This window comes from Paraglaciecola sp. (assembly GCF_039964565.1).
Lineage (GTDB): Bacteria > Pseudomonadota > Gammaproteobacteria > Enterobacterales > Alteromonadaceae > Paraglaciecola.
Genome location: NZ_JBDVXF010000035.1, coordinates 47,186 through 67,263, shown reverse-complemented (window position 1 = coordinate 67,263; position 20,078 = coordinate 47,186). Strand labels below are relative to the sequence as shown.

At 40.9% G+C, this 20,078-nt stretch carries 18 protein-coding genes and 1 pseudogene; 7 read left to right on the top strand and 12 right to left on the bottom strand.

The window, feature by feature from the left end; all coding sequences use genetic code 11:
• Nucleotides 1-347 precede the first annotated feature (347 nt).
• The 7 genes from ABJK37_RS16540 to ABJK37_RS16510 form a co-directional block, all read right to left on the bottom strand.
• Complete coding sequence (locus ABJK37_RS16540; RefSeq protein ID WP_348356295.1) at nt 348-647, bottom strand: HigA family addiction module antitoxin; 300 nt, start codon at nt 645-647, stop codon at nt 348-350.
• A 73-nt stretch (nt 648-720) separates the two neighbouring features.
• Nucleotides 721-1,017, bottom strand: a complete 297-nt coding sequence (locus ABJK37_RS16535; protein ID WP_348356293.1) for a type II toxin-antitoxin system RelE/ParE family toxin — start codon at nt 1,015-1,017, stop codon at nt 721-723.
• A gap of 295 nt (nt 1,018-1,312) precedes the next feature.
• The gene (folM, locus tag ABJK37_RS16530) at nt 1,313-2,032 is read right to left on the bottom strand and encodes a dihydromonapterin reductase (protein ID WP_348356291.1); all 720 of its coding nucleotides are present in this window, start codon (nt 2,030-2,032) and stop codon (nt 1,313-1,315) included.
• Complete coding sequence (folE, locus tag ABJK37_RS16525) at nt 2,033-2,725, bottom strand: GTP cyclohydrolase I FolE (protein ID WP_348356289.1); 693 nt, start codon at nt 2,723-2,725, stop codon at nt 2,033-2,035.
• Nucleotides 2,726-2,727: 2 nt separating this feature from the next.
• On the bottom strand, nt 2,728-3,099 hold the full coding sequence (gene folX, locus ABJK37_RS16520) for a dihydroneopterin triphosphate 2'-epimerase (RefSeq protein WP_348356301.1): 372 nt from the start codon (nt 3,097-3,099) through the stop codon (nt 2,728-2,730).
• Nucleotides 3,100-3,857: 758 nt separating this feature from the next.
• Complete coding sequence (locus ABJK37_RS16515; protein ID WP_348356287.1) at nt 3,858-4,571, bottom strand: deiodinase-like protein; 714 nt, start codon at nt 4,569-4,571, stop codon at nt 3,858-3,860.
• Between the two features lies 1 nt (nt 4,572).
• Entirely contained in the window at nt 4,573-5,043 is a 471-nt protein-coding gene (locus ABJK37_RS16510; RefSeq protein ID WP_348356285.1) for a MarR family transcriptional regulator, read from the bottom strand.
• A gap of 572 nt (nt 5,044-5,615) precedes the next feature.
• Here ABJK37_RS16510 and ABJK37_RS16505 point away from each other — a divergent pair.
• Complete coding sequence (locus ABJK37_RS16505; RefSeq protein WP_348356283.1) at nt 5,616-6,734, top strand: hypothetical protein; 1,119 nt, start codon at nt 5,616-5,618, stop codon at nt 6,732-6,734.
• 727 nt (nt 6,735-7,461) lie between these two features.
• Here ABJK37_RS16505 and ABJK37_RS16500 read toward each other — a convergent pair.
• Nucleotides 7,462-7,881, bottom strand: a complete 420-nt coding sequence (locus tag ABJK37_RS16500; protein ID WP_348356281.1) for a hypothetical protein — start codon at nt 7,879-7,881, stop codon at nt 7,462-7,464.
• Nucleotides 7,882-8,020: 139 nt separating this feature from the next.
• Between ABJK37_RS16500 and ABJK37_RS16495 the strand changes: the two genes are divergently transcribed.
• Both ABJK37_RS16495 and ABJK37_RS16490 read left to right on the top strand, forming a co-directional pair.
• Nucleotides 8,021-8,911, top strand: a complete 891-nt coding sequence (locus tag ABJK37_RS16495; protein ID WP_348356279.1) for a homocysteine S-methyltransferase family protein — start codon at nt 8,021-8,023, stop codon at nt 8,909-8,911.
• Between the two features lie 172 nt (nt 8,912-9,083).
• Nucleotides 9,084-9,836, top strand: a complete 753-nt coding sequence (locus tag ABJK37_RS16490; protein ID WP_348356277.1) for a methyltransferase — start codon at nt 9,084-9,086, stop codon at nt 9,834-9,836.
• Between the two features lie 164 nt (nt 9,837-10,000).
• Here the strand turns inward: ABJK37_RS16490 and ABJK37_RS16485 are convergent, their stop codons facing one another.
• Nucleotides 10,001-10,897: a LysR family transcriptional regulator gene (locus tag ABJK37_RS16485; protein WP_348356275.1), complete on the bottom strand. Its 897-nt coding sequence runs from the start codon at nt 10,895-10,897 to the stop codon at nt 10,001-10,003.
• A 137-nt stretch (nt 10,898-11,034) separates the two neighbouring features.
• Here ABJK37_RS16485 and ABJK37_RS16480 point away from each other — a divergent pair, with 137 nt between their 5' ends.
• On the top strand, nt 11,035-11,391 hold the full coding sequence (locus ABJK37_RS16480; RefSeq protein WP_348356273.1) for a DoxX family protein: 357 nt from the start codon (nt 11,035-11,037) through the stop codon (nt 11,389-11,391).
• On the top strand, nt 11,391-12,197 hold the full coding sequence (locus ABJK37_RS16475; RefSeq protein WP_348356271.1) for a class III extradiol ring-cleavage dioxygenase: 807 nt from the start codon (nt 11,391-11,393) through the stop codon (nt 12,195-12,197). The genes ABJK37_RS16480 and ABJK37_RS16475 overlap by 1 nt, the downstream gene beginning before the upstream one ends.
• Before the next feature lie 36 nt (nt 12,198-12,233).
• Here ABJK37_RS16475 and ABJK37_RS16470 read toward each other — a convergent pair whose 3' ends face one another.
• Nucleotides 12,234-13,145 carry a LysR family transcriptional regulator gene (locus ABJK37_RS16470; protein WP_348356269.1) on the bottom strand — a complete coding sequence of 304 codons (912 nt, stop codon included), beginning with the start codon at nt 13,143-13,145 and terminating at the stop codon, nt 12,234-12,236.
• A 97-nt stretch (nt 13,146-13,242) separates the two neighbouring features.
• Here ABJK37_RS16470 and ABJK37_RS16465 point away from each other — a divergent pair, with 97 nt between their 5' ends.
• Both ABJK37_RS16465 and ABJK37_RS16460 read left to right on the top strand, forming a co-directional pair.
• Complete coding sequence (locus ABJK37_RS16465; protein WP_348356267.1) at nt 13,243-14,328, top strand: efflux RND transporter periplasmic adaptor subunit; 1,086 nt, start codon at nt 13,243-13,245, stop codon at nt 14,326-14,328.
• Nucleotide 14,329: 1 nt separating this feature from the next.
• On the top strand, nt 14,330-17,380 hold the full coding sequence (locus tag ABJK37_RS16460; protein WP_348356266.1) for an efflux RND transporter permease subunit: 3,051 nt from the start codon (nt 14,330-14,332) through the stop codon (nt 17,378-17,380).
• Between the two features lie 553 nt (nt 17,381-17,933).
• On the opposite strand, the pseudogene ABJK37_RS16455 reads toward ABJK37_RS16460, so the two are convergent.
• Nucleotides 17,934-18,056, bottom strand: a pseudogene (locus tag ABJK37_RS16455) (plasmid maintenance system killer); the annotation flags it as partial.
• Nucleotides 18,057-18,306: 250 nt separating this feature from the next.
• The gene (locus ABJK37_RS16450; RefSeq protein WP_348356264.1) at nt 18,307-20,073 is read right to left on the bottom strand and encodes a DEAD/DEAH box helicase; all 1,767 of its coding nucleotides are present in this window, start codon (nt 20,071-20,073) and stop codon (nt 18,307-18,309) included.
• Nucleotides 20,074-20,078: the final 5 nt, after the last annotated feature.

Here is a 20,078-nt window from a genome sequence, read left to right as displayed (position 1 = left end):
GAAATAAGTTGGTAAGTCATTGTTAAAATAATTTGGAACATTCAAGGTATTTGGTGATCAGATCAATCGCCAAACATCTCTAAAGACCAATACCATGAATGAAGTTGTTATTTTGAAGAAGTTCCTTACAGCTGTCACGCCAAATCAATAGGGTCAGAGACGTTGATTTAAATTGAGCCTTTAAAACTCTTCGATTTCCTGTCTCTAATTACATGGATGTACTGATAATTCCGTCAGAGATAAAGACTTTGGGGCTTATGACCTGGGGGGCAGGTTCGTTGAAACCAATGGAGTCACATCGGTTGATTTTTGACTCCATTGATTTTGGTACTTTTTGGAAGCGCTTATTAAGCAATCTTGTGATCCGGTATCGCTTGGATATTATCGGGAAGGGGCATGTTTTCAGCTTCCCACGTGTCAAGCTTTGCTTGCATGTTTATCCAAATAGAAACGCCTGTTCCCGTTGATTCAGAAAGCCTTCTAGCCATTGCGTGAGAGCATTTTGCTTTGCCGTTTGTAAACTCGCTTAATGCTTTTCTCGAAACCCCAAGATAAGTTGCTGCGTCAGTAATAGATATTTTGCGTTCATCCAGTATGGTGAACTTAAAAAACTCACCCGGATGTGATGGCTTTCTAGTTTGTATCATCTTAATCTCCATAATTTCTTTTTTAGAGGCCAGCTAAATGTTTGCTTAATTATTTTGTAATATTAGGTCGGTGTTAAACCGCCTTTATTGATTTGCCATGGTAATCCACCAACACTGCTCCATCATCATGTATTTGGAAGGTGATACGCCAATTTCCAATCACCTCTAGACTATAAACTCCTGCACCTGAGCCTTTCTTTTCTGCAAACTTATTCCCATAAATACTCTTTAAGTCTTTTGGGTGATGTGATGCATCTATCGCGTCTAATATATAGCCTACTTTTTGTAAGTGGTTATCTTGTATGCCAGCTGTGTCGCCATCATAAAAAAACTTTTTAAGCCCTTTATGTTTAAAACTCTTGATTGCCATGGCAGATCCCTCTCGTGCTGGTAGTCATTTGTATAGTTCTAATTTGTTATAGTCGTATCTAAAAACCTCTGCCAATCTCATTACCTTAGAAGCTAAGGTTTAATTTTATAGGATGCAGTAAATGATTGATTTAAATGTAACGTGTAACGTATCGCGTGTCAAAATAATCTGCGAGGTTAGGTTCGTTGAAAGCGGTTGAATTAAATAAACGATACTATCGGAACACGAAATCAATAGGGTAAGAGACGTTGATTCCATTGATTTTTTAACTAGCACTAACATAACAAACAAGTTTCTACTTTAAATGCCTCCCGCCATCAAGATGTATAGTACGCCCAGTGATGTAGCGGCTTGCCAGCAACCATTCAACGGTATTAATGGCTTCTTGAAATGAACCTTCGGTTTGCATCAAGGATTTGTTCCTAGCCTTTATTTTATAACTGTCATGGTCGTGTTCGTTAAAAGCTAACAGGGCAGGGGCGATAGCATTCACTTTAATATTTGGGCTAAAACGTTGGGCGAATGACAAGGTTAAATTTTCGAGTGCCGCTTTGCTGGCCGCGTAAGCCACATGTTTTTTACTACCTTTAGCTGCCACATAATCGCTTATGTGAATAATGTCAGTAAACTGATGGTCATCTTTAGGAGTAAGAAGTGAACGAAAAGCTAGGTTTAATTGGTAGGGCACTTCTGCATGGATGGTCATCATGTTGGAAAAAATTTGATGGTAAGCGGCAAAGTCTAAAACCTCGTTATCATCATGCCAGTCTGATGCGTTATGAATTAAGCAGTCTATGGCGTCGTTGTTGTTGGTAACTGCCGCAATAAACCTCTGGGTTTGCTGTTGGTCGTAAAAGTCTACTTGGTACAGCTGGGCACCCTTTAATTGCAAGTTTTTATTGGATGCTCTTTCGGTGCGATAAGTACCTACTACTATGTATTGCTTGGCCAAAAAGTGCTCGGCCAAGCATAATCCTAAGCGTTGCCCCACACCTGTGATGACTACCGTAGGCATTTACTTTAAAAACTCTTGTCGAGTAATCGAGTTCTCTTTAAAACTGCCGCCAAGGGCTGTAGTTGTGGTATGCGAATTTGCGTCCATCACGCCACGAGACTTAACGCAATAATGGGTGGCATCAATAGACACTGCGACATTGTCGGTATTTAGTAGTGTTTGTAGCGCCACTAAAACCTGTTGGGTTAGGCGTTCTTGAACTTGCGGTCGTTGGGCAAAAAATCGCACTATTCGATTGATTTTTGATAAACCAATAATGCTGTCGTTTGGGATGTAAGCCACGCGGGCCGTGCCATCAATAGTTACAAAGTGATGCTCACAGGTACTGATTAAACTAATCTTATCTACCTTGACCATTTCATCAACATTCATCTTGTTTTCAATGGCTGTGACTTTAGGAAACGACTTGTAATCTAAACCCGAAAATATTTCATTCACGTACATTTTTGCGAGCCGATGAGGCGTTTCGCACAGGCTGTCGTCAGCTAAGTCTAAGCCGAGTGTGGTGACTATATCGGTAAAACTGCCCTTAATTTGGGCGTATTTTTGCTTATCGGTCAGTTGATTATCAATCATAGGCGTTTCTAAGCCCCGCTTAATCAGTGCATTTCTGACCATTAATGCTTCTTGGCTGATAGGGCTAGACGATTGATTTTCACTAGCAATACTCAAAGTAGCGGTTTGTGGTGTCATGATTATTTCTCCTGTGGGCTGTTGCTGTGAATATCGAGTGAAAGGGATACCGAGTCTGCAAAACGCAGTGCATGAGGTTTGTCTATTTTGACCTTGGTGTAGACAACGTCTTGGTGTTCATTACAAATATTGAGCACGTCTGCAACCAGCTTTTCGAGCAACAAAAACCGTCCAGATTCGACATGTTTGATAATGGCTTTGGTAATCGTTTTGTAATTGAGGGCGTCGGATACCTGATCTTCTAAACATCCGTTTCTGAGGGGATAGTGAATTTCGGCATTGATCACTATGTCTTGTTGTTTATTTTTTTCTTCATCATTAAACCCGATAAAGGTTCTGAGTCTAAGATTGGTTATTTCAATAATGGCGTTCATCTTGGAGGATAAATTATTGGATAACTGATGAATTGAGTTATCTGTTAAAGCGAAAGCAGGAGCATTCATCGCACATCTCTACACTGTTTTTTGTCTTGTGTTTGTTGTACGCCCTTGATTTGGTTTTGGTTCATTTTAACAATGCCAGCAACAACTAAGTCTCGTCGCTATCAGAGATTACACGTGGAGCAGAGGTATTTTATTTAGTTTGAAATGATTTGATATAAAAACATCAGGATGATGGCGCGCAGCGTGCTTTTCTAACTTAAAAGCTCGAGGGCAATGCTCTTCACCTCACTATTACTTCAATTTAGCGGGTTCTGTATAAACTCGGCTTCGCCCAGTTGAACATCTCGACAGGGAAGTCGAGATTGGGTGAGGACCATCATATACGTGTAATTGACCGTATAAAATGTTTCGTCAATCGCCTGTCTCGATAGCTGCGCCTTGCGTTATTCTACCTTCCGCCATCTCTGGCGGTCGCATAGCGAATGACCCACTAAATTGAAGAATAGTTGGCGAGCCTTGAGTCAAAAGCATCGGCTCCGTCGACGAAAGACTAGGTTAAACCGTTTTGTTACAGTGGGTGTATCAAAATTTTACTAGCAAGATTTAACTTTGTTCTGGCACCTATCGTTTCTACAGACATATTTTTCGAATTCAGTGCTTTAGGCGCGCATCAATAGAATCACCACGTTAACAAGTAGACAGAATCCATTTTATTCCCATGGTCTCTGTTATTATTCGCTCTTCATCATCTAACAACTTGTTTTCCAAGAGCCGACTTTTGGGCGATTAACGAGTAACCTAAGGTTGCGCTTAATAATGTTCGTCCAGATCAGAAACGGCAGGCCTTTAAAAAAATCAGCAGCTGATCCTTTACCCGCTTTGCCCAATGTTTTGAAGACAGTTGCGGGTACCGCAGGCCGAAAATAAGGTTTTGCGGTGACCGCTTTCCCAGCTAACAACGCCTGCACGGCTTTTTGTGTGGCAGAGGGGTTGTTCCATTCTGAGCGATACACCACACAGCCATTTTTGTTAATGATAAAAACAGCGTTTGGCATGCTGCCGTAGGCTACGTGCGCGCTTCCCTCAAAGTTGTCGACAAACACGGTTCTGCTTTCTCCGTCTTCGTTTTTTAGACGTAATGCACAAGTCTTTTTGTCGTCAAAACTTTTATGACTTTGAATATCTGCACCAGGGTGGGCCTCGCGTACATATAGTACAGCGCTACTGACACCGTTTTGGCGACTCAGTGGCTCCATGATACTCCGACGACTTTGGAACAAAGGACAGGTAATACTACCCATCTCCAAAACCAAGAATTCACCAGAAAAATTCAGTAATCTTTTTGTCTCCCCATCGGTGGTTGTCAATGGGAAGTCAGGCGCTTTATCCCCTACATCTGGGCCAATCACACTATCAAAGTCGTAGCCCTTGGTAGAAAATTCGTCGTAGTTATAGCTTTTCATCTTAAGGTACCTTTTTATCGTGAGGTTCTGCACTAGGGTGCAGAAGGTTTTCTGTCATGGCTTGAAGGGTTCGAGTTGTCGTTTCAATATCTTTATAAGCAATACCGCCGAGCGACTGTTTGATAAGTCTCTGAGCAATAGGCACTAATTCACTTTTTAAAGCGGCGCCATGGGCACTAACTGCGATAACATTGCGCCGCCGGTCATTTGCTTCCTCTTGGCGGGTAACCAAATTTTTGCGCACCATACCGTCAATCAGCCGAGTGACGGTTGTTCTGTCCTTAATGGTGACATTTGCCAAAGTACTTGGGCTTTGCGGACCTTTTTTCCAAAGCACCAACAAAATAGCCCATTCTTCTGGACTAATCGAGTGGCCCGCTTCGCGGAACAGTACACTGAGCTCCTTACGTATCAAAAAGCCAAGCCGATTCACCCAATGTAGTGGAATTTTTTCATAATCAATCGTATTCATAGTTGTAGTATACAACTATTGTGTACTACACTGTCAAGTATCAATTCCCCACCCAGGAATAAAAGAAAGGGAAAAGGGGGCGGAATGAACTTGAGAGATCACCACGAAGTTGTTGAAAACCAGCACATGTCATCACCATAAACAAACAACTTCTTAAATTGCTCACCAATACTTCCAAATAAGAAAATCATCAAAAACTAGCAAGCTACCCATCGCAAAGCGTCTTTTAAATTTCTAATCATCAGCGAACTACTCTGGCAATAAATTTTCGGATTAGAGGTGATATTTTTGCTTTGTTTTGTGAGGGCAAAAAAGGAAACAGGCGTGTGACTCTGATATGTCATATTCATCAGATATCATGTGCCCAATTGGGCATGCTTTTATGCTATTTTTTGGACAATAAAATAACAGAAGTAGTTTTTGTAGAATTAATAGGGATGTCATGATATTAAACAGCAGTTTTTTACAATGAGTGTCTCAATAAACTGTCCTTACATGGGTAAAAGTTATATATGTAAAATCCGGTGTTTAGACACGGGCTTTGCGTCTTATTAATCGAGGGGAAGGGGCGCATGAAACCAACAATAACCTTAAGTTTGCAGCACAAGCGTGATTTAAAATGGGCGCTTGTCTCTATTACATTACTCTTTACACTTATTTCGTGCGGGGGAGGAAGTGGTGACAAAGCGAGTGAAGTCAATCAAGCGCCAAAATTTACATCCAATTCTGCTTTTAGCACACTAGATAATTCTTTTGAAACGGGTTATCAGGCAGTAGCGACCGATAAAGAAGGAGACCCAATTACCTATAGTATTAGTGGCGGTATTGATGGTTTTAGTTTTTTAATAGAACCTGAGAGCGGGGCAATTTCGTTTATACATATACCTGACTTTGAACACCCCCATGACGATAATGTTGATAATATCTACGAGCTTGAAATATCTGCAACTGATTACAATGATGCGGTGTCAAAATTGATGTTGAAAATCACTGTTGCTGGTAATCGTGCTTTACTTGTTATTCCCGTGGTTGTGCATGTCCTTTATCAGGAAAACCCAGAGCATGAGTCTAATATTACTCAAGAAAAAATATTGTCACAGATTGACGTGCTTAATAAAGATTTCAGAATGAAAAATGCAGACTTAGAGAATGTTTCAGCTGAATTTAAGTCAATTGTTGCTGATCTGGAAATAGAGTTTGAGCTGGCATCGGTAGCCCCCGATGGTGGAGCGACTGATGGAATTACGAGAACACTTGACCAAACTTCTGCTAATTTTAATGAAGCCGTTTATTTTACCAATAGTGGGGGACATGACGCTTGGCCCACGACTCAATATTTAAATATTTGGCTAATAGACGGGGCAGATCGAAATGGTAATATTGGTTTAGGTGGGCGAGGCCAATTCCCCGGTGGAGATCCATTAACTGATGGGGTTGTCATTCCTTATCAGGCGTTTGGCACAATTGCTCCGGTGGCTATAAATCAAAATCTGCATTTGGGACGAACCGCAACTCACGAAATTGGACATTGGTTTGGTCTTAGGCATATTGATATGGATACTAATTTTATGGATACCTATGTACCTGATCAGCAAATGTTATTTTTTAGTGAAGAACAAAAGGCAACAATTCATGGGATCTTTGCGCCGGATGGCGGACGTGAAGAATTGTATGAAAACTTAAAGGATTAGATTAAATCCTTAGTTATTTACATTTTTAATGTCACAAATAGTAACTTTAACTCAAAGCTAACAGACAACACACTAGATAACCTGAACTCGGGATAAGCCATACCGTCCAGCACCGCTATTATTGCGCTTATCTTCGTTGAACTTGCTCTCAATAGCCGGCTATTGCTTCACAAGCTCGCCTTGATAAACACAATAATATCAGCACTGGATGCGTTAAATTGGCGGCTAGATAAATAGTAAGATTATAACTTATTGTTTTTATTAGATTTACTTCAAAGGTGCGATTCATCAACTTACTCCTTTGAAGCAGGTATTCACCGATGAAGAACTTACTAATGCGTTACCTTTTTTGACGAAGCTAAGATGTTATTTAGATGACAGTAGGTGAATAGCAGTTTTATTGTCCCTCCTCAAACTCAGACCCCAGATACTGAACCTGCCCTGCAGGCTAATCTATGTTTAAGGACACACTATGCTCCAATTTTTAAAAATGTTTTATTAGTGTCAACCTTGTTATGCTTTTTTAGGCCTTCTGCATTGAGTAAAACCAATGAAGATTGGTTTGAAACCTTCAAAATACGAGCGTCAGATCAGCAGTTATATAAGCTCTTGTATAACATGCCTAAAGGGGCGATTTACTCCACCATTCTAGCGGTAGTAATTTTCCTGCATGATGGTTTATTCTTAGCAAAATTTTTGAGGTAGTAAAGCAATCGGCAAGATTTATTTATTGCTCAATCCAACTCGCTTTTTTCGACTCAAAGCCTTTTTCTGCTAGCCAAAGCAATGCTTCATGTTCGCTACTAAAACGACGTATAACTAGCTGACTTTTCACTTCTTTAACTAGTTTATTAAGTAAATATTCTTTTAATGCATCAGGACTAAATACTTCAGCGGCACAACACATGCCTTGGTTAACACACCAATTTATTATTCTTTCAATAATAGGGCCTGCTTCAGGTGTATTGAGTCCCCAGTCTTCAAAAAAAAGTAGGCTGGCAAATTCTCGCCCACCAAGATTGGTAATCACTTTGTGTACGGCATCTTCATACTCTAGTGCGTTACTCTTAGACCATTGGCCACTAATATGTGAAACAACTATTTTGCCCTGTGAGAAAACGCGGTACTGTCCCTTCATAATATTCATGAAAATTACATATTCAGAACAACATGTAATAACTATATTACAAAATCCAACAACCATAGTATTATTAACCTGATAACTAGTTTTTCTGGTGTCATTCTAATTTCCTGATTTTCTCCCAAAAAACGGATGTTTAAGCATAATGAGTATGATTACATTACTTGATGGTGGTATGGGTCAAGAATTACTGCGCAGAAGCTCTCGGGCCGTTACGCCTATGTGGTCTGCCGACATTATGTTGAACGAACCATTACTTGTGAGAGATTTACATCGTGAGTTTATTGATTGCGGTGCGCGGGTCATCACGCTCAATACTTATACTGCAACACCACAGCGCCTAAAACGAGAAAATCAACTAGAGCAATTAGAACCTCTTCACCAGGGCGCCATGAGAGCAGCCCAAGACGCAATTGAATTAGCCCAGTGTAATGGTGTGAAAATAGCAGGCAGCCTACCACCTTTGGTTGCTAGTTATCGTCCAGATGTTTCTCTTTCGTTTGAAGCATCCCTCAGTACTTACCGCCGTCTGGTTGAATTGCAATCGCCGGCAAGTGACTTGTTTATATGCGAAACCATGTCATCTATTACCGAAGCACGTGCGGCCTGTACTGCCGCAGTCGAAAGTGGTAAACCTGTTTGGCTTGCGTTTACGGTCAGCGATGAAGAACCAACCCGATTACGTAGTGGTGAATTGTTAAAAGACGCCTTATTGGCAATCGATTCTTTTGCTACCCAAGCTACATTAATAAACTGCAGTCAACCTGAGGCAATCAGTGCCTGTTGGCCTGTGTTGAATAGTAATCAGCGTAAAATCGGGGCTTACGCCAATGGTTTTGTATCGATTGACGCATTGTATCCAGGGGACACAGTTGAAGAGCTTGAAATGCGTCAAGACATGAGCGCTCAACAATACACGGAACACGCTATGAAGTGGGCGAGAAACGGAGCATCAATTCTAGGGGGATGCTGCGAAATTGGCCCTGCACATATTAAAGCTTTGTATCGTAGACTACTCAGTGAAGGGCTTGTTTAAGCATCTAGGCAATCCCTTAATTAATGAGTAATAATTAGCAGGGCAGTGATAATAAACGTGCTGCCTTATGATTTATTCATTACGCCATATTTCCTGTATTGTAACAATTTGCAGAGCAGTCATCTTAGTGACTGTTAGCCATTACCAAGTAGTTAAATTAGAAAGGAAAATCATGAAAAATGCATTGTTAATTCTGCTATTCGCCTCAGCCTCTTTTTCGGCAGTTGCGGCACTTACTCCATTCCAAGAAAAGGTTCTGGAAATCCTAAAAATGGAGCATCGTTCAGAAGTTGATACTAAGAGGGATAGTAATCGCGATCCTCTTTATGCTCTAGAGTATTTTGGTTTAAAAGAAGATATGAAGGTCATTGAATTCGCACCAGGAAATGGTTGGTATAGTAAAATCCTGGCTCCAGTTCTAAAAGACAAAGGGGAGCTATATTTAGCTTACCCTGGTAAATGGTTAGATAATATGGATGAGTTGCTCGCAATTGAAGCAATGAATAAAGCGAAAAAACTACCCATAGAACTAGACTGGAATAACAAAGAAAAGCAATACCAACTAGGCAACCTAGACTTTGCTATGAAGGATGCAGATATGCTGCTAAACATCCGTGAATACCATAATTTTGATGCTCAAGATAAAGCCATATTAAACAAAGCGACTTTCGAAGCATTAAAACCAGGTGGTATTTATGTCATTGTCGATCATAGCCGTCGTCATATGGCACCAGAAACTCAGGAGCTTAGAAGACGCGAAGATGCTGTAAAAGTGATAATTGAAGTGCAAGCTGCCGGGTTTATTCTAGAAAAGTCATCGGATAGGTTCTACCGCCCAGATGATACATTAACGTTTGAAGTAGGTCGTAAAACAGTGACAGGTAATACTGATCGATTTATCTTGGTATTTAGAAAACCCAAATAAAAGGGGTACTTATTACCCATCAAAAAACTGATAAAAGTAATCTTTACGCCCGAATACTTTTTAGGGCGTTTTTATTGTTTATGTTTTAGATTTTCGATGTAATTTAGCGACTGTGCTTGCGGTAGCTGTTATATCAATCGTCAATGATAACTGCCCACTCATTCTCAAAAAAGGTTGAACGTGTAATGTGTGAATTGTTCCCAAACAGCATTGGCGACGGGCCCCAGAGGCTGTAATTTGTTTTTCATAATATAATATTTAACGTTAAGTTCAGTTTTTACATCACTTAGATCCAGTCTAGTTATAGTGCCATTTTTAAGACTCCGCTCAGCAACATGGCTGGGTAGTTTCCCCCACCCCATGGCGTTTTCTATTAACATTTTTTTTGTTGAAAAATCATTCACATACCACCGGCGCTGGCCTTCTTGAACTCCCCACTCAATATCTTTGGAGCCGGTCCCTGAATCTTGCACAATGATCTGATACTCATTTAACAACGCTTGGCTTGTCTTTAACATGGAGTGACGATTAATTAATGCCGGTGCAGCTACATTGATTAACGAGCCATTCGTAAGGAAATGACTCTCAATTTGTGTCTGTTGCACTAGGTTGTCTGGTGAAGGGCTAATGCACAGTGTGGCTTGATTATTTTGAATCGCTTGAAAGGCCCCTGTTAAATATTCTTGTTTTATGATGATTTGTGTATTTGTAAACTGATTTTGCACACTTGCAAGTAAAGGCAAGATACCTTTTAAGTTAAATGAAGCCTCAATCGCTATTGTGATGCTAACTTCATTGCCTTGCGCTAGGTGTTGAGCTGTTTTTTGCAGTGCCGACGCGTCATCTAATAAAAGAGCGGCTTTGTGATATAACGCTTTGCCTGCTTCGGTCAGTTCCAATCGGTAAGCAGAGCGATTAAATAAGGCTAATTTAAAAGAGTTTTCAAGCTGTCGTATACTCTGGCTAATAGCTGGTTGCGTTTTATTTAGCTTAGCGCTGGCTTTACTTAATGATCCAAGCTCGGCAACTGTGACAAACATAGAAAGCTGTTCAAGTTTCATGATATTACCCCAACTCATAAACTAATAGTTTACGAGTTATGTTAAAACATTCAATATTAATTAATTTAAAGTTGCCTTAATCTTTCCCTATCTACTAAGCAATGACTTGGTTTAACGTAATCACACGGGAGAAATATATGAGCGATATTAGAAAATATGCAATGTACGCATCATTAGGGTTAGCAACTGTTGGATTTGCAGCCGCAGGTATGGGTAAATTGGCGGGGGTAGAGCAACTGCATATGTCATTTGCTGCAATGGGGTTACCTATTTGGTTTGGTTATTTCATTGGGGCATGCGAGCTGGCTGGGGCAATTGGAATTTGGATCAAACAACTAAGTATCTCTGCAGCATCAGGTTTGTTGTTGATAATGGCTGGGGCAGCTTACTTCCATGTTGTATATGACGCAGTTGCCAACGCAATACCTGCCGTTATTTTGGCTTTATTTTTAATAAACATAATTGTGAATCGTCGTAGAGATGTCGTAATTTAATGACCACTAGTAATGTAAGTCTAAAGCAGTCTTCGTTGATGCCTGTGATTTATATCCCTCATGGAGGCGGGCCGATGCCGCTTCTTGGTGATATAACCCACAAAGAGCTGTGCGCATTTTTAAGCAATGTACATAAAAATATTACTGCGCCTAAAGCCATAGTGATAATTAGTGCACATTGGGAGTCAGATATCGCGACTATTTCTTCGTCGCCTAATCCAAGAATGATTTATGACTACGGCGGGTTTCCGCAAGAAACTTATGAATACCAATATCCTGCGGCTGGGCAGCCTAAACTTGCCGGTCACATAGCTAGTTTACTCGACGATAAAGGTATTGGCTGCGCTTTAGACCCTGACCGAGGTTATGACCATGGTACGTTTGTGCCATTAATGTTGATGTATCCAAAAGCTGATATCCCAGTAGTACAGGTATCCCTGCTGCGTTCAATGGATGCCTTAGAACATATAGAAATAGGCGCGGCACTGACTTCACTTCGAGAACAAGGTGTTTTGATCGTGGGCTCCGGTATGTCATTTCATAATTCCAAAGGGACTCACCAAGAAAGTGTAAACTTTGATGAATGGCTGACAGATACCCTTACTGATGGGGATTTTACACAAACTAAACAGCGCTTAGCTCAATGGGAAACCGCGCCCTCTGCTCGCAAATGTCATGCAAGAGAAGAACACTTGCTGCCACTTCATGTTTGTTTTGGGGCATCGATAGCGCAAGATAAACCTGCAGAAAAAGTCTTCAGTGGACAATTGTTTGATAAAAAAATCTCTGCGTTTATGTGGCAATAACTTACCCAATATAGAGTAAGCTGAGCTTGGTTAGGCTTATTCGGAATTCAAGTTAAAATTTGCAGCTTTGCTTGCCAATGTTTGCCACATCTCTTTTCCAGCGATCCCTAAACTATGATTTAACAATTTTATAATTCTGGTTTCAACATACGCGTCATAACTAATTTCTTCGAGCTTTAGCTCCAATAACTCACCTGTTTTCAGTTCATGTTCGATAAGGTGTGAGGGAATACAACCCCAACCGCCGCCGTTCATTAGCATGGCTTTTTGCGCCCAGAGATCATTTGTTCGGATCTGTAACGGCGAAACAAAGCCTAATAAACGTTCTAAATCTAATTGAAAAATCAGGCTTTGGGGCATTAAAAGAGGCAGGTATTCTAGTTCTGTCACAGATTTAGGCAGTGGTTCATTTTTGGGGAATTGCTTTTTATGTGCAGCGATAATAATTTTAAAACGACTAAAAGGCAGGGTTTCAAAATCTGCTAGTTCATTAAATTGATCCATCCATGGTGATATGGCGATATCACCTTCGCCGTCTATCAACCGTTTGATGGAGCGTAAGTTATTTTCAGAACTTAAGTAGAATTCAGTTAATGGAAAACGTTGATGAGCTTTACTAATCGCCGAAAAAATCGCTTCGTCATGGCACACCGTTTCGTAGATAACATCTATCTTACTTTCTATACCATTGGCAAGGTGCTTAGCAATATCTAACACATGATTTTGTTGTTTCACTAAATATTCACAATGCCGTAGTAACTTCGCACCAGCAACGGTAAGAGATAACCTATACTGTTGACGATGAAATAGTTCTATGTTGAGTTCGTCTTGCAGGCGCTTCAAAGCGATTGATAGTGCAGACTGTGTTTTGTGCAATGTCTCGGCAGCAGCGGCAATACTGCCAAGCTGGGCAACAGTGATGAACACTCTGATTTGCTCTAAGGTCATAATAAATTTTATTTAATGTCTTGATGAATCTTATTAAATTTTATTTTATTTCTTTTGCATTCATAATGCGAACAATTATTAATAGGGGTATGCCAGAGTGAATTTTAAATTAAGTCAAAATATTGTTATCGGACTGCTAGTTGCCGCGCTGTTATTGGGGTGTCAAGATGCGAATGACAAAGTCACTAGTGAGCCGGCCAAATTAGTTAAGGCAATCACCCTTAAAGACGAAGGGCAATCAAAATACCGTAATTTTCCTGCCATAGTTGAAGCGAGTGAAGATGCAATTTTAGCATTCCGCGTGTCGGGGCAACTTGAGCAATTATTGGTACTGCCTGGCGCACAAGTGCAAACAGGCGAATTGTTAGCCAAGCTAGATCCTAGCGACTACCTACTAGCACTAGAAAGTGCGCAGGCCAATTATGACCTCGCTTTATCCCAGTTTACTCGTTCAGAAAAATTATTAAGTGAAAAATTGGTTTCTCGTTCTGGTTTTGACGAAGCTAAGTCGCAGTTACAAGTGACTGATGCGGCATTAAAAGTGGCAAAAGCTAACGTTGCATATACCGAATTACATGCACCATTTACTGGGCAAATAGCCCAGCGTTTTGTACAAAACTTTGAAAATATCACGGCTAAACAATCTATAGTGACGCTACAAAAAAGTGAAACAATCGATGTAGCAATCCAGGTGCCAGAAGATGTGGTATCTAATATTGATGAAACGACTACATATCAACCCGAAGTGCGGTTTGAAGCGGATAAAAGTAAAGTTTTTCGTGCCAAGTTAAAAGAATTTGATACTGAAGCGAACTCCGCAACCAAAAGTTATCAAGTGGTATTTTCATTACCTAAACCGGTTGACTTTAATATTCTTCCTGGCATGTCAGCCACGGTTTCTATTGAGTTAGATAAGGTGATGAAATCGAAGCAAGGGGGCTGGAACATACCTAGCGCTGCGATTTTTAGTGAGGTGAGTAACGGGCAAGAAAATAGCTATGTATGGCGCATTAATGCAAAAAATCAGTTAGAAAAAGTGCAAGTGACTTTTGATGGTTTTAATGAAAATGGTTTTAACGTAATTTCTGGTCTTAATTACGGCGACAGTATTGTATCTGCTGGCGTACAGTTACTTTCTGAAAATGACACTGTGAGTATTTGGCATAAAGAGCGAGGCCTGTAATATGGATATCGCTCGTTATTTTATTCAGAATAAAACCACCAGTTGGATGGTTACACTGATTCTATTGATTGGTGGCGTCATGGCTTTTATGGAAATGGGTCGTCTGGAAGATCCGCAGTTCACCATTAAACAGGCAATGATTGTTACGCCTTATCCTGGTGCTGCACCGGGTCAAGTGGAAGAAGAAGTGACTTCCCCTATAGAAAATGCTCTTCAAGAATTACCCTACGTTAAAAATGTGAAGTCTATCTCCACCTCAGGTTTGTCACAAATTATGGTAGAAATGAAAAGTCACTACCGTAAAGATGATTTACGCCAGATATGGGATGAGCTTAGACGTAAAATGAATGACCTGACTGCTAGCCTGCCATCTGGCGCTACCGCACCCATGGTTAAGGATGACTTTGGCGATGTATTTGGCATGATGTTAGCAGTGACTGGAAAGGGTTATGAATACGATGATATAAAAAATTACGTCAAATATTTAAAACGCGAACTGGTGCTAGTTGATGGCATAGGTAAAGTGATGTTGCAGGGAGAGCAGCAAGAACAAGTTATAGTCGAAATTTCTAGATCAAAGCTAAGCACATTAGGGATTAATCCAAGTCGCATCAGCACTTTATTATCGACACAAAACCAAGTTTCTAATGCTGGCAAAGTCAAAATTGACACCGATTATGTGCGTTTTAATCCTACCGGCGAATTTCAATCTGTGGACGAACTGGCTGATTTAGTGATTAGTTCTGCGGGCTCTAATAAACTGATTTACTTGGGCGATGTGGCTAATATTTATCGTGATTATCAAGAGATTCCGGCAAATTTGGTCCATTACAATGGTCAGCAGTCGATTATTATAGGCATGTCTTTTAGTGAAGGCGTGAATGTTGTTGAAGTAGGAGAGCGCATAGAACAACGCCTAACAGAGTTGGAATATATGCGCCCCGTTGGCATGGAAACCAATTTTATTTATAACCAATCGCAAGAAGTGGATAAGTCGGTTAAAGGTTTCTTGATTAATTTACTTGAAGCCGTTGCGATTGTTATTGTGGTTTTGTTGATTTTTATGGGAGTAAAATCGGGGCTGTTAATAGGCTTGATCCTATTTCTAACGGTTATGGGTACCTTGATATTTATGCTGCAAATGGACATTAGTCTGCAACGTATTTCGTTAGGGGCATTAATCATTGCTCTAGGGATGTTGGTCGATAATGCCATAGTGGTAACTGAAGGCATATTGATTGGTTTACAGCGAAAGCTGACTAAAGTTGAAGCTGCGACGGCGGTGGTTAAACAAAATAAATGGCCTTTATTGGGCGCTACCGTTATTGCAGTTGTGGCTTTTGCTCCTATTGGTTTGTCAAGTGATGCAACTGGGGAATTTGCTGGTAGTTTGTTTTGGGTGTTATTGGTCAGCTTGCTGCTAAGTTGGCTTACGGCCATTACGCTTACGCCATTTTTTGCTTCATTAATGTTTACTGAAAAAGTCCAACTCGATGAACCTGAAGAATTGTATACAGGGGTAGTTTTTAAGTGGTTTGGGGCATTGCTATCTTTTGCACTGGCATGGCGCAAAACAACTATCTTAGGTTTAGTTGCTTTATTTATTGGTGCGATTGTTAGTTTTGGCAGTGTGAAGCAAGCATTTTTTCCTCCTTCTACTACGCCTATTTTTATGATGGATGTGTGGCATAAAGCAGGAACTGATATCCGTGAAAATGCCAAAATCATGGAGGATATTGAATCCCACTTGTTACAAGAAGCGGGTGTAGAACAGGTCACCACAACTATTGGCCAAGGTTTTTTACGTTTTTTACTGACTTACCAGACTGAAAAAACCTACCAAACTTATGCTCAAATAGCTGTTCGGATGTCCGATTTAGATAGCTTGCAAAGTGAATTACCTAGACTACGTGACTATATGCAATTAGAGCATAGTGATGTCTTTTTCAAAATTAAACTGCTGGAAGTGGGTCCATCTACAGACGCTAAGATTGAAGTCAGATTTTCTGGGCCTGATGCGACGGTGCTCAGAGCTTTATCTGAACAAGCTAAAGTGATTTTGAAAACCGATAGTGGTGTACGTAATGTGCGCGATGATTGGCGTCAACGTACTAAGGTGATTCGTCCTGACTTCAATGAGGCCACCGCTCGTCGTGTCGGGGTGAGCAAAGCTGACCTTGATGACCTGCTATTGACCAGTTTTAGTGGTAAAACTATTGGTGTTTACCGTGATGGTACTCAATTGTTACCTATCATTAATCGCCCACCTGCAGAAGAACGTTTAAGTGTCGATAATTTAAGAGATCTTCAAATATTTAGTTCTTCGGCCAATCAGTTTATTCCAGTAACTCAAGTGGTTAGCGAATTTAATGTGGCTTGGGAAGACCCCATTATTGCTAGGCGAGATCGTAAGCGTACTATTACCGTCATGGCGGATCATGACATTTTGGGCAATGAAACAGCCGCCAAGTTATTTGCACGGATCCGTGGACCAATAGAAGCCATCGCTATTCCTCGGGGTTATAAAATGGAATGGGGTGGCGAGCACGAATCATCAAGTGATGCTCAAAAAGCATTGTTTGGCTCGTTACCGATGGGGTATTTAGTGATGTTCATTATTACTGTCCTGTTGTTCAATTCAGCGCGCACCGCAGGCATTATATGGGCTTGCGTACCCTTAGCAATGATTGGAGTGAGCTACGGATTATTGTTTACCGGTTATGCTTTCAGTTTTATGGCCTTACTCGGTTTGTTAAGTCTGTCTGGCATGATCATAAAAAATGGCATAGTGCTAGTTGAGCAGATAAAGGTTGAATTGGAACAAGGACACGCGCCTTATAACGCGTTATATCATGCCACTGTCAGTCGTGTTCGGCCTGTATGTATGGCTGCTATTACTACTATATTGGGCATGATCCCCTTACTGTTTGACGCCTTTTTTGGCAGTATGGCTGTGGTGATTATGTGTGGCTTAGGGTTTTCTACTTTACTTACGTTGATTTTTGTTCCTGTACTATATAGCCTGGTATTTAAGATCCAGCCGGTTAAATAAGCTAATTCAGTGAGATGTCTTCTGGCTAAGCTGGAGGACATTTGTCACTGAGTATTACAACTTAGGTTTGGGTTTTATAGCTTCTCTTCTACCAATTCCAATAGACGCCATGATTGTCACATTGCCTAAGGAGCCGTTAAGGCTGCTAAAGTAACCATTGATTTTGGTGTCTTTTTGAAGAGTTTTTAAGCAACCTTGTGATCAGGTATAGCTTGGATATTATCGAGAAGGGGCATGTTTTCAGCTTCCTAAGTGTCAAGCTTTGCTTGTATGTTTATCCAAATAGAAACGCCTGTTCCAGTTGATTCATAAAGCCTCCATAGCGTGAGAGTATTTTGCTTTGCCGTTTGTAAACTCGCTTAATGCTTTTCTTGAAACCCCAAGATAAGTTGTTGCGTCAGTAATAGATATTTTGCGTTCATCCACTATGGTGAACTTAAAAAGCATCACCCGGATGTGATGGCTTTCTAGTTTGTATCATTTTAATCTCCATAATCTCTTTTTTTAGAGGCCAGTTAAATGTTTACTTAATCGTTTTGTAATTTGGTCTGTGTTAAACCGCCTTTATTGATTTGCCTTGGTAATCACGGTAATCCACCAGCACTGCTCCATCATCCTGTATTTGCAAGGTGATACGCCAATTTCCATTCACCTCTAGACTATAAACTCCTGCACCTGAGCCTTTCTTTTCTACAAACTGATGCCAATCTCATTACTTTAGAAGCTAAGGTTTAAGTTTATAGGATGCAGTAGATGATTGACTTTTATGTAACCTGTCAAATTAAGCTTTGAGGCTAGGTTCGTTGAAAAGTAGTCTAATTGAATAAACGGAATTATAGTATCTGGGGGTAGAGTAAACTTTTAGGTTGGAGATATAGGTCTGCACAACTGATAGAAGGCAAGTTGCTGGAAAAACTATCAAGGAGTTAACCAAGCTCATTCGCTTTTCGATAAGGCCCCTCATAATCAAATAATCGTTCGGTGACTTGCCAGTGATGTTTTTGTTTTTTGGCTATCACAAAATCAGGTGCTGGCAAGTAAGGTAAAAACGGCTCCAATTCTTCAACTGAGCTGAACTGAAGCGACTGACTGCCGTTGGCTATTCTTCGTGCAAATAAATCGTTAAAGTTTTGTCGCGAATTTTTGTAATTAAAGCGGAAGGTTTCTGATAACGTCAGGCCGTCTTCGTCGTGGTAGGTGATTTTTAGGCACTTGTCGGCCTTGTTCACCTCTGGAGTAATAGCGGCGCAACGCAGTACTTTATTATTGTTTAAATTTAACGCTTTTCGCAGCATATCATCGGGGTCAATTAACTTTTCACCGCAATGTTGGCATTGTCTGGCGGCGATATCGTTTTCTTGGTTACAATACGGGCAGTGTTTAAAGCGAAATCGATAAGTGCATTGGGTGTCGACTTCTGGGTTTCCAGAGCCTTCAACTAAACCTTGGCAACGGCGACCAAAATGTTCAAGAATATTTCCTTCAGTGTCTTTCCTACCCCAAAACGTATTGGCAAAACCGCATTGAGGGCAATGAATTTGCACTGCTACTGAATCTTGTGTGGGCTTTTTTTCGCCTATTTCTGGCTGAAAAATATTGTAGCCATTATTGGTGTAATCTAATACTAAGCAGTCTTTTTTACCGGGGCTAAGGCGCAAGCCCCGACCCACAATTTGTTGAAATAAACTGATGGATTGAGTGGGACGCAAAATAGCAATCACATCAACGTGGGGCGCATCAAAGCCTGTAGTCAAAACCGATACATTCACTAGGTATTTAATTTGTTTGGCTTTAAAGGCGGCGATTAGCTGATCACGTTGGTTGATTTTTGTGGTGCCGGTAATTAACGCTGTGCGCTCAGCTGGTAAATAACCACAGATTTCTTGAGCGTGATCTATGGTCGCTGCAAAAATCATCACGCCTTGGCGGTCTTGGCTAAGCTGCAGTATTTGCTCGGTCACTGCTTTGGTGACCCGTGGATGTTTGTGTATGAGCTCATTTAAGGCGATATCATCGGTATTTTGTTCGCCGTCTAAACTTTCAGTTAACAAACTAAAATCATAGTGGGCAATGGCCGCGTCATAATGAATAGGCGGGGTTAAATAGCCTTTTTTTACCATGTGCTGCAGAGGTAATTCGAAAATACATGTTTTAAAAAATGCGCTGATACTCGGCCGCGTATAGCCATGGTAATGATGCTGATAAATCCAGCCGCTGCCGAGTCGATAGGGGGTAGCGGTTAGGCCAAGCACTTTTACATCAGGGTTAAGTGAGCGAAAATGTGTCAGGGTTTTATGGTATTGGCCGCTTTCATCCATGCCCACTCGGTGACATTCATCAATAATAATCAGGCTGACTGCGGTTTGAAATGCATCTAGGTTGGCAGACAATGATTGAATACTGGCAAAGGTGGTTTTGGTTGTACTGGTTTTTTGGCCCAAGCCCGCCGAAAAAACACCGCCAGGCGAACCCGTCGCCAGAAACTTGGCATGATTTTGCTCAACTAATTCTTTTACATGGGCCAGACAAATCACCCGACCTTTTGCCAGTCGACTTAGCTGGGCAATTACTAAGCTTTTACCGGCACCGGTAGGCAATACAATCACCGCAGGATCATTGTTATGACGAAAGTGCTTAACCGCTGCCTCAACAGCTTGAGTTTGGTAATCGCGTAATATGAATGTTTGGCTCATTAAAT

What these genes read in the sequence shown, in the direction of transcription:
- ABJK37_RS16470 (WP_348356269.1), bottom strand. Translation starts at nt 13,145, where the DNA reads ATGACCTTAGAGCAAATCAGAGTGTTCATCACTGTTGCCCAGCTTGGC.
- ABJK37_RS16450 (WP_348356264.1), bottom strand. Translation starts at nt 20,073, where the DNA reads ATGAGCCAAACATTCATATTACGCGATTACCAAACTCAAGCTGTTGAG.
- ABJK37_RS16485 (WP_348356275.1), bottom strand. Translation starts at nt 10,897, where the DNA reads ATGAAACTTGAACAGCTTTCTATGTTTGTCACAGTTGCCGAGCTTGGA.
- ABJK37_RS16510 (WP_348356285.1), bottom strand. Translation starts at nt 5,043, where the DNA reads ATGAATACGATTGATTATGAAAAAATTCCACTACATTGGGTGAATCGG.
- folX (WP_348356301.1), bottom strand. Translation starts at nt 3,099, where the DNA reads ATGAACGCCATTATTGAAATAACCAATCTTAGACTCAGAACCTTTATC.
- ABJK37_RS16505 (WP_348356283.1), top strand. Translation starts at nt 5,616, where the DNA reads ATGAAACCAACAATAACCTTAAGTTTGCAGCACAAGCGTGATTTAAAA.
- ABJK37_RS16535 (WP_348356293.1), bottom strand. Translation starts at nt 1,017, where the DNA reads ATGGCAATCAAGAGTTTTAAACATAAAGGGCTTAAAAAGTTTTTTTAT.
- folM (WP_348356291.1), bottom strand. Translation starts at nt 2,032, where the DNA reads ATGCCTACGGTAGTCATCACAGGTGTGGGGCAACGCTTAGGATTATGC.
- ABJK37_RS16495 (WP_348356279.1), top strand. Translation starts at nt 8,021, where the DNA reads ATGAGTATGATTACATTACTTGATGGTGGTATGGGTCAAGAATTACTG.
- ABJK37_RS16500 (WP_348356281.1), bottom strand. Translation starts at nt 7,881, where the DNA reads ATGAATATTATGAAGGGACAGTACCGCGTTTTCTCACAGGGCAAAATA.
- ABJK37_RS16480 (WP_348356273.1), top strand. Translation starts at nt 11,035, where the DNA reads ATGAGCGATATTAGAAAATATGCAATGTACGCATCATTAGGGTTAGCA.
- ABJK37_RS16540 (WP_348356295.1), bottom strand. Translation starts at nt 647, where the DNA reads ATGATACAAACTAGAAAGCCATCACATCCGGGTGAGTTTTTTAAGTTC.
- ABJK37_RS16490 (WP_348356277.1), top strand. Translation starts at nt 9,084, where the DNA reads ATGAAAAATGCATTGTTAATTCTGCTATTCGCCTCAGCCTCTTTTTCG.
- ABJK37_RS16460 (WP_348356266.1), top strand. Translation starts at nt 14,330, where the DNA reads ATGGATATCGCTCGTTATTTTATTCAGAATAAAACCACCAGTTGGATG.
- ABJK37_RS16515 (WP_348356287.1), bottom strand. Translation starts at nt 4,571, where the DNA reads ATGAAAAGCTATAACTACGACGAATTTTCTACCAAGGGCTACGACTTT.
- ABJK37_RS16475 (WP_348356271.1), top strand. Translation starts at nt 11,391, where the DNA reads ATGACCACTAGTAATGTAAGTCTAAAGCAGTCTTCGTTGATGCCTGTG.
- folE (WP_348356289.1), bottom strand. Translation starts at nt 2,725, where the DNA reads ATGACACCACAAACCGCTACTTTGAGTATTGCTAGTGAAAATCAATCG.